The sequence below is a fragment of the Vibrio sp. 10N.222.55.A1 genome (assembly GCF_041473835.1).
In the GTDB taxonomy this organism is placed as follows: Bacteria; Pseudomonadota; Gammaproteobacteria; order Enterobacterales; family Vibrionaceae; genus Vibrio; species Vibrio crassostreae_C.
Window position 1 is genome coordinate 77,224 of sequence record NZ_JBFRSX010000020.1, and the last position, 8,085, is coordinate 85,308.

The 8,085-nt window shown below is 46.1% G+C and carries 8 protein-coding genes and 1 other annotated feature; of the genes, 3 read left to right on the plus strand and 5 right to left on the minus strand.

The features are described from left to right. Positions 1–30 precede the first annotated feature (30 nt). The 5 genes from trpCF to AB4493_RS06300 all read right to left on the minus strand — a co-directional run bounded on the left by trpCF (position 31) and on the right by AB4493_RS06300 (position 5,013). Positions 31–1,470 carry a bifunctional indole-3-glycerol-phosphate synthase TrpC/phosphoribosylanthranilate isomerase TrpF gene (trpCF, locus tag AB4493_RS06280; protein WP_372154679.1) on the minus strand — a complete coding sequence of 480 codons (1,440 nt, stop codon included), beginning with the start codon at positions 1,468–1,470 and terminating at the stop codon, positions 31–33. Positions 1,471–1,495: 25 nt separating this feature from the next. Beyond that, positions 1,496–2,491 carry an anthranilate phosphoribosyltransferase gene (gene trpD, locus AB4493_RS06285; RefSeq protein WP_102332468.1) on the minus strand — a complete coding sequence of 332 codons (996 nt, stop codon included), beginning with the start codon at positions 2,489–2,491 and terminating at the stop codon, positions 1,496–1,498. A gap of 9 nt (positions 2,492–2,500) precedes the next feature. Then, complete coding sequence (locus tag AB4493_RS06290) at positions 2,501–3,109, minus strand: aminodeoxychorismate/anthranilate synthase component II (RefSeq protein WP_017063544.1); 609 nt, start codon at positions 3,107–3,109, stop codon at positions 2,501–2,503. Between the two features lie 2 nt (positions 3,110–3,111). Then, positions 3,112–4,701 (minus strand): anthranilate synthase component 1, encoded by a 1,590-nt coding sequence (locus tag AB4493_RS06295; RefSeq protein ID WP_017063545.1) that lies wholly within the window; start codon positions 4,699–4,701, stop codon positions 3,112–3,114. Positions 4,702–4,826: 125 nt separating this feature from the next. Beyond that, positions 4,827–4,941: a sequence feature (Trp leader region), on the minus strand. Beyond that, the gene (locus AB4493_RS06300) at positions 4,888–5,013 is read right to left on the minus strand and encodes a trp operon leader peptide (RefSeq protein WP_009848753.1); all 126 of its coding nucleotides are present in this window, start codon (positions 5,011–5,013) and stop codon (positions 4,888–4,890) included. Its footprint overlaps the feature before it by 54 nt. 120 nt (positions 5,014–5,133) lie before the next feature. Here AB4493_RS06300 and rnm point away from each other — a divergent pair, with 120 nt between their 5' ends. From rnm to rluB, 3 genes are all read left to right on the plus strand, one after another. Next, complete coding sequence (gene rnm / locus AB4493_RS06305; protein WP_372082727.1) at positions 5,134–5,988, plus strand: RNase RNM; 855 nt, start codon at positions 5,134–5,136, stop codon at positions 5,986–5,988. Between the two features lie 62 nt (positions 5,989–6,050). Then, a complete protein-coding gene (locus AB4493_RS06310) occupies positions 6,051–6,671 on the plus strand; it encodes an L-threonylcarbamoyladenylate synthase (protein WP_009848751.1) in 621 nt (206 codons plus the stop codon). A gap of 159 nt (positions 6,672–6,830) precedes the next feature. Further along, positions 6,831–7,865 carry a 23S rRNA pseudouridine(2605) synthase RluB gene (gene rluB / locus AB4493_RS06315; protein ID WP_017055112.1) on the plus strand — a complete coding sequence of 345 codons (1,035 nt, stop codon included), beginning with the start codon at positions 6,831–6,833 and terminating at the stop codon, positions 7,863–7,865. Positions 7,866–8,085 lie beyond the last annotated feature (220 nt).

The window sequence follows — 8,085 nt, forward strand, 5'->3', positions numbered from 1 at the left end:
TGCTTTCTAATTTCTAGCGCCGAGCTTGGACTAGTAATTACGAATCGCAGCAAAAGCACGTTGCAGTTTGTCTGCGTCTTTTTTGCCTGGAGCAGATTCAACACCAGAGTTTAGGTCTAATCCTAAGCAACCCAACTTAGCCGCTTGGTTAGCATTTTCTGGGGTTAGACCACCCGCCAACATGATTGCGCTTTGGTTGTTGATTAGGTTCCAATCGAACACTTGGCCTGTGCCACCAGTTTGAGAACCCACTTTAGTATCTAGCAGGTGACGAGTCACGTTGCTTTCCAGTAATTCTGGTAGCGAGCTCTCAGCATCGGGAGAAACACCGTAAGCTTTCCAAATCTCAACGCTTTCAGGTAGTGACTGTTTTAGCTCATCGACAAACGCTTGAGACTCATCACCGTGCAATTGCACAGCGAACAGGCCTAGCTCAGAAACCGTTTTCGCAACGTCAGTAACGCTGTGGTTTTGGAACACACCCACGTAGTTCAAAGGTGCGCCGCTCATAGTCAAACGAGCCGCTTCGATATCCAAATGACGCTTAGATGCTTCAACGAATATCAGACCACCGAATACCGCACCAGCTTGATAAGCCTTTGCTGCATCGTCAGAGTGAGTTAAACCACACACCTTGTTTTCACCCAGTGTTACTTTGCGTACCGCAAGCTCGAGGTTCTTCTCTGCCATTAGAGAGCTACCGATTAGGAAGCCATCTGCAAACGTTGAAAGGTCACGAACTTGTTGATGTGTGTAGATGCCAGACTCTGAAATCACAACTGCGTTTGGAGCCAGTTCGCGAATCAGCGGCGCCAACTCTTTAGTACGGTTCAAATCAGTCGAAAGGTCACGAAGATTACGGTTGTTAATGCCGATCACCTTAGCGTTTAGAGCGACTGCACGGTGAAGCTCTTCTTCGTTGCTGACTTCGGTCAATACACCCATGTTGAGTGAGTGAGCGACTTCCGCCAGCGCTTTGTACTCTTCGTCATCTAATACCGATAGCATTAACAAGATAGCATCAGCTGAGTAATGACGAGCTAGATACACTTGGTAGGTATCAACCATGAAGTCTTTACACAGGATAGGCTGCTTAGCAATGCTGCGAACTTTAGGTAAAAACTCAAAGTCACCTTGGAAGTACTTCTCGTCTGTCAGCACAGAAATCGCGTTTGCGTGGTTGTTGTAAACAGAAGCAATGTAGTCGAGGTCAAACTCGTCACGGATTAAACCTTTTGACGGAGAGGCCTTTTTACATTCAGTGATGAAAACCGTTTGTTCTCCGCTCAGAGCGTCATAAAAGCTGCGGTCTGTTGCAGTTAGTGACGCTTTAAACTCGTCTAATGGTTGAGTCTGCTTACGTGCTTCAACCCATTGGTATTTATCACGAACGATTTTTGCTAATACTTCCGCCATTTCAGCTTCTTTGACTGAAACGTGGGTCGACAGTTTATCGGTAGTCTGTGTCATGTTCTTTGTCTCGATTCGTCGTTCGTTAGGCGTGTGCAGCAAGCTTTTGTACAAGCTCGTATGCTTTGCCAGAGTTCATCGCGTCAATTGCTTGCTGTGCGTTGGCTTTTAGGTCTTCGTGACCAAACAGACGCATCAGTAGAGCAACGTTGACTGCCACTGCGCCAACTTGAGCATCAGTGCCTTTACCCGTCAGGATATCGGTTGTGATGGCTTTGTTCTCTTCTGGCTCGCCGCCCTTGATTGCTTCAAGAGGGTGAGTGTTCAGGCCAAAGTCTGCCGGTGTCACTGTGTACTCGTGAATTTTGCCATCTTTAATTTCAGCAACGATTGTCTCGCCATGAATAGCCACTTCATCAAGGCCACTGCCATGCACAACGGCAGCACGCTTCATACCCATTTGCAGCATGGTTTCCGCGATAGGGCGGACGAGCTCTTTGCTGTAAACACCCATTAACTCGATGTTAGGGCGAGCAGGGTTAATCAGTGGGCCAAGAATATTGAAGATAGTGCGCGTTTTCATCGTCTGACGAACAGGCATCGCGTGACGTACACCGACGTGATATTGCGGAGCAAATAGGAATGCTACGCCAAGCTCGTCGACTGCAGTACGAGTGTCTTCTGCTGTCATCGCTAGGTTAATACCGAACGAATCCAGTAGGTCAGAAGAGCCTGATTTGCTCGATACGCTGCGGTTACCGTGCTTCGCGACTTTTAAGCCACACGCTGCGGCAACAAATGCAGAAGTCGTCGAGATATTGATGGTGTTGTGACCGTCGCCACCTGTACCTACGATGTCTGCGAAATCGTAATCAGGGCGCGGGAACGGGTTTGCATTCGCAAGTAGTGCTTTTGCTGCGCCTGCAATTTCATCGGGCGTTTCGCCTTTGATTTTCAGTGCAGTTAGCGCAGAAGCCATCAAGATTGGGTCTAGTTCACCCTTGATGATCACATCAAATAACTGTTGGCTTTCTTCTTGAGTAAGAGACTGCTGTTCGTAAAGTTTATTAATCTGTTCCATGATCGTTTCCTATTTTCCAGTCTTTTCAAGGCGAAGAGGTTTCTCAAGAGCCCATTCGATAGCGTTTGCTAGAAGCGTTGCACCGTAGGTCGTCATAATTGATTCAGGGTGGAATTGGAATCCACACACCTTGTCTTGTTCTTGAACCACAGACATCACCAAATCATCTACTTCAGCGGTCACCGTTAGGCTATCAGATACATGCGTTGCCACTAAAGAGTGGTAGCGAGCGATAGCCAATGGCGAAGGTAAGCCTTGGTAAGTCGCATGGTTTTGGTGTTCCATCATCGACACCTTACCATGAATGATTTCGCCAGCGCCTGCAACGGTGCCGCCATAGGCTTCAACAATCGCTTGGTGGCCTAAGCAAATACCAATCATTGGCACTTTACCTTTTAGAAGCTGAATCAGCTCTGGCATACAGCCCGCATCTGCTGGAGCGCCAGGGCCTGGTGAAAGCAGTGCAACAGGGTTGTCTAGTTCGTTGATCGCCGCTTCAACTACTTTTGCAGGAATGTTGTTACGGTAAATTTTTACGCTGTGACCTAATGAACGAAATTGGTCTACAAGGTTGTAAGTGAACGAGTCGAAGTTATCGATGAATACAATATCAGCCATGATTACGACTCCTTCTTATTTGTTAGGTTCTTAGTATGAGCTGCTTGAATCGCTGAGATAACCGCTTGTGCTTTGCCGCGAGTTTCATCGGCTTCTGCTTGTGGGTCTGAATCGAATACCACACCAGCGCCAGCTTGTACTTGTGCTACGCCATCTTCAACGTAAGCAGAGCGAATTACGATACAAGTATCTAGAGTCCCTTCACCGGTTAGATAACCGACTGCACCACCGTAGCTACCACGACGCGTTTTTTCTACGTCACGAATAAGCTGCATTGCGCGGATTTTTGGTGCGCCCGTTAGCGTACCCATGTTCATACAAGCTTGGTAAGCGTGTAGAGCATCTAAGTCTTCACGGAGCTGACCAACAACACGAGAAACTAAGTGCATTACATGGCTGTAGCGGTCAACTTTTAGCAAGTCTGCTACGTGGCGAGTGCCAGCTTCGGCAATACGCGCAACATCGTTACGTGCTAGGTCGACTAGCATCATGTGCTCGGCGTTTTCTTTCTTGTCGGTACGCAGTTCAAGCTCGATACGGCTGTCTAGGTCGAAATCGATTTGACCGTCAGGGCGCTTACCACGACGACGAGTACCAGCAATAGGGTAGATCTCAATTTGGTTGGTTTCTGTTTCGTATTTCAGAGCGCTTTCTGGAGAAGCACCGAACAGAGTAAACAACTCGTCTTGCATGTAGAACATGTAAGGGCTTGGGTTACTTTGTTTGAGTTCTTTATAAGCCGCCAGTGGAGCAGGGCAAGGTAGAGTAAAGCGGCGTGAAGGTACCACTTGGAATACATCGCCTTTAACTACGTACTCTTTTAGGTCACGAACCGTTTGACAGAAATCTTCATCAGAAACGCTTGGTACCGCTTCCACGTTGTCTAGTGGCGTCACTTCCGTGATGGCTTTCAGTGACTGACATTGTGTTTGAATGTCGGCTAGACGGTCAGTTAATTGCGCTTTGATGTTGTCATCTTGAGCAAATAAGCTCGCGTGAAGTAGGCCTTCGTTCTCTTGGTGATCGAAACGCAATAGTGTTTCAGCTACGTAGAATACAAAGTCAGGACAATTGTTGGTTGCTTCAGCATCACCTAGTGGCTCAAAGTTTGCCACGATGTCGTAAGCGAATAAGCCCGCCATGAATAATGCGTGTTTGTTATCCGCGTCTTGCTCAAAGCTGTGCTGAACCAAACGCAGTGCATCGAATGAAGAGGCTTCTCTTAAACGTGAGTCTTCGTCTAATTCGTTGCTTGGTTCGATAAAAGTCAGCGTCAAAACGTTATCAGTAAGGTCAGATTTAATTTCTGCTTTCACGTTTTGAGTGAGATGTTCGATAAGCGCTTGACCGTTTTCAGTCAATGCTTGAAAGGTTACTTCATGTCCGCGACATACGATGCGAACAGCAGAGTCGATAAGGAGTAGGCTTGTCAGGTTCTGTTTAGATTCAATCTCGGCAGATTCCAACAAAAGACTATCAGTTTTGTTTTCACACAAAGTATGAAAAACGCTGGTTGGATCTTGCGAGTAAGGAACTGAGGAATTGATGACCTCAATGGTTCCCAGCTTTTTGATTTCAATGGCCTTGTTCACAAGACCTCCTTTATGATTCTTTAAATTTCCTGCCGTACATAGTCGCATAAAGATACCTTTCACCCAATCTAGAATATGGTCAATTCGATGATTTGTTAGTCAGTTGAATGTGAGATGTTCGACAAATTAAAAAGCCCGCTATTAAAGCGGGCTTAGTGATAACTTTTTTATAAACAAACTGTTTAACTAGAAGTACACGTTAGCCCACCAAGAACTTGTCCAAGTGCGCCACCAATTAAGCTCTGAACTTGCTTCTACTGAAGAAAGTTCTAAAACTTTATCTTTATGGTTTTGGTTAAATTCTTGTAACATGGTGAACCTATCAAATGTGATACTTCGTATTTGTGTACTAGTTAACTAGTTTTCTGCTTGCGGGTCAAGTGTGTTGACACAAATATAACGATAAAAATTGAAAACAATGAAAAAGAATATATGAGAATTGATCTACATAGTCATACAACAGCCTCAGATGGCCGACTTACTCCACCTGAGCTAATTGACCGAGCGCTTGGCTTTAACATCGAAGCGCTAGCGATTACAGATCATGACACGACTGATGGGCTTGCTGAAGCACGCAACTATATTGCTGATAACAATCTTCCTATTCAGCTGATCAACGGCATTGAGATTTCGACTGTTTGGCAAAACAAAGATATCCATATTGTTGGGTTAAACGTTGATCCTGAGTCACCAGAACTCAAAGCGCTCATTGAGCGACAGAAGCAACACCGTATTGGACGTGCAGAGATGATTGCTCAACGTCTTGAGAAAGCGACTCGTGAAGGGGTGCTAGAAGAAGTTAAATTGATTGCGGGTGATGCACCAATTACTCGAGCACACTTTGCGAAATGGTTAGTCGACAATGGCTACGCGAAAACCATGCAGCAGGTGTTTAAAAAGTTTCTTACTCGCAATAACCCAGGTTATGTGCCGCCAACGTGGTGTTCAATGAGTGATGCTGTCACGGCTATTCATGCCGCTGGTGGACAAGCCGTACTCGCTCACCCTGGGCGATATGGACTTACAGCCAAGTGGGTTAAGCGCCTGCTAGCGGCATTTGTTGAAGCGAAAGGGGATGCGATGGAAGTAGCTCAACCTCAGCAAGCGCAACAAGAAAGACGCACACTCGCGGATTATGCTATACAATACAAACTATTAGCCTCCCAAGGCAGTGATTTCCATTACCCATCTCCGTGGATGGAACTTGGACGCAATCTCTGGCTACCTTCTGGGGTCGAAGAAGTATGGAAAGATTGGGAGTTTCAAACGGTTTCACCATCTGAATAGTCTTTAGGTGAGCCAGCTCCTTCTGATGATAGAGTCGAGAGATTCGATAACGAGGATCAACAATGAGCCAGTTTTTTTATGTACACCCAGATAACCCACAAGCACGCTTAATTACTCAAGCGGTTGCGATTATTCGCAATGGCGGCGTTGTGGTTTATCCAACAGATTCCGGTTATGCGCTGGGCTGTCAGCTTGAAAACAAACAAGCACTTGAACGTATCTGTAAAATTCGTCGCATCGATGACAAGCACAATTTCACCTTGTTATGCCGTGATCTTTCTGAATTATCACTGTATGCACGCGTCGATAACGTGGCTTTCCGTCTACTGAAAGCACATACACCAGGTGCTTACACGTTTATCTTTAAAGCAACCAAAGAAGTGCCAAAGCGTTTGATGAACGCCAAGCGTAAAACGATTGGTATTCGTGTCCCAGACAACAAGATTGCACTCGACCTTTTGGAAGCGATGGGTGAACCATTAATGTCGACGTCTCTGATTCTACCGGGTAACGAGACTACGGAGTCGGATCCAGAAGAAATTCGTGACAGCCTAGAACATGCGGTTGATGTCATTTTGAATGGCGGTTACTTAGGTGAGCAACCGACGACCGTTATTGACTTCAGTGACGATGATGCCGTGGTTCTACGTCGTGGTGCTGGCGATCCTGCGCCGTTTGAATAATCGCTTTACTGATTAACAGTCTGTAACGATACAGCAAACCTGCCACAGTAAATAACAAGTGCTTTTTGGCAGGTTATTTGCGATAATACGCGACCGCGATTTGGTCGCGAAAAATTCATTCGACGTCTGTGAAGACGACAATTAGGTAGAAAAGAGTAAATGAGCGAAAAATTACAGAAGGTTTTAGCGCGAGCTGGTCACGGTTCTCGTCGTGAACTAGAAGGTTTAATCAAATCTGGTCGTGTAAGTGTTAACGGTCAAGTTGCGAAACTGGGCGAGCGTCTTGAAGACGAGAACTCAGTGATCCGTATCGATGGCCATACTGTTTCAGGCAAGGCTTCTGAAGAAGTGGTTTGTCGTGTACTTGCTTACTACAAACCTGAAGGTGAGCTTTGTACTCGTCACGACCCTGAAGGCCGCCGTACTGTTTTCGATCGTCTACCTAAGATCCGTGGTTCTCGTTGGATTTCAGTTGGTCGTCTTGATGCAAACACATCAGGCCTTTTGCTTTTCACTACTGATGGTGAGCTTGCAAACCGTCTAATGCACCCAAGCCGTCAGGTTGAGCGTGAGTACCTAGTACGTGTATTCGGTGAAGTGACTGAGCAAAAAGTTAAAAACGTTACTCGTGGTGTACAACTAGAAGACGGCATGGCTCGTTTTGAAGATGTTGTTTACGCTGGTGGTGAAGGTATGAACCATACTTTCTACGTAGCGATTAACGAAGGTCGTAACCGTGAAGTTCGTCGTCTTTGGGAATCTCAAGAAACGACAGTAAGCCGCCTGAAACGTGTACGTTACGGTGATATCTACCTTGATAAGAAACTGCCTCGTGGCGGTTGGAAAGAGCTAGATCTTCAAGAAGTTAACTACCTGCGTGAGCTTGTTGAGCTTAAGCCTGAGAAAGAGACACTGTTGGATCTTGATCCTTCAAACACTTCTCGTAAGCGTGAGCGTTCTCGTAGCCAAAAAATTCGTCGTGCTGTTAAACGTCACGAAGAGCGTGCAAACGCACCAAAAGGCCGTAGCAACCAAACTAAGCGTAAGAAGCCTGCAACTCGCGGTACTACAACACCTGATTCAGGTCGTAGCGCTCCAGCTGCAAACAAAGGCAAACCTCAGGCTAACAAAAGTAAGCCTAAACTGAACAACGGTCGTCCGGCTAAACCAGCTAAGCCAAGAACACGTCAGTAATTACGTAATTTCTTACGCGTAAAGCTTCATTAGCTGAAAGCACTGAATACTAAAAAACCTGCTCATTGAGCAGGTTTTTTTACGTCTGGATAAATAGCAGATGCGGGATGCGAGTAACCGAGTATCGAAAACATGCTGCCATAAGTGACAGTAAGCGAGCTTTTCGCATCTCTTATCTCGTGTAGGCGCATCTATAATCTGCTCGTATCTCGTATCTCGT

What these genes read in the sequence shown, in the direction of transcription:
- trpCF (WP_372154679.1), bottom strand. Translation starts at nt 1,470, where the DNA reads ATGACACAGACTACCGATAAACTGTCGACCCACGTTTCAGTCAAAGAA.
- trpD (WP_102332468.1), bottom strand. Translation starts at nt 2,491, where the DNA reads ATGGAACAGATTAATAAACTTTACGAACAGCAGTCTCTTACTCAAGAA.
- AB4493_RS06290 (WP_017063544.1), bottom strand. Translation starts at nt 3,109, where the DNA reads ATGGCTGATATTGTATTCATCGATAACTTCGACTCGTTCACTTACAAC.
- AB4493_RS06300 (WP_009848753.1), bottom strand. Translation starts at nt 5,013, where the DNA reads ATGTTACAAGAATTTAACCAAAACCATAAAGATAAAGTTTTAGAACTT.
- rnm (WP_372082727.1), top strand. Translation starts at nt 5,134, where the DNA reads ATGAGAATTGATCTACATAGTCATACAACAGCCTCAGATGGCCGACTT.
- AB4493_RS06310 (WP_009848751.1), top strand. Translation starts at nt 6,051, where the DNA reads ATGAGCCAGTTTTTTTATGTACACCCAGATAACCCACAAGCACGCTTA.
- rluB (WP_017055112.1), top strand. Translation starts at nt 6,831, where the DNA reads ATGAGCGAAAAATTACAGAAGGTTTTAGCGCGAGCTGGTCACGGTTCT.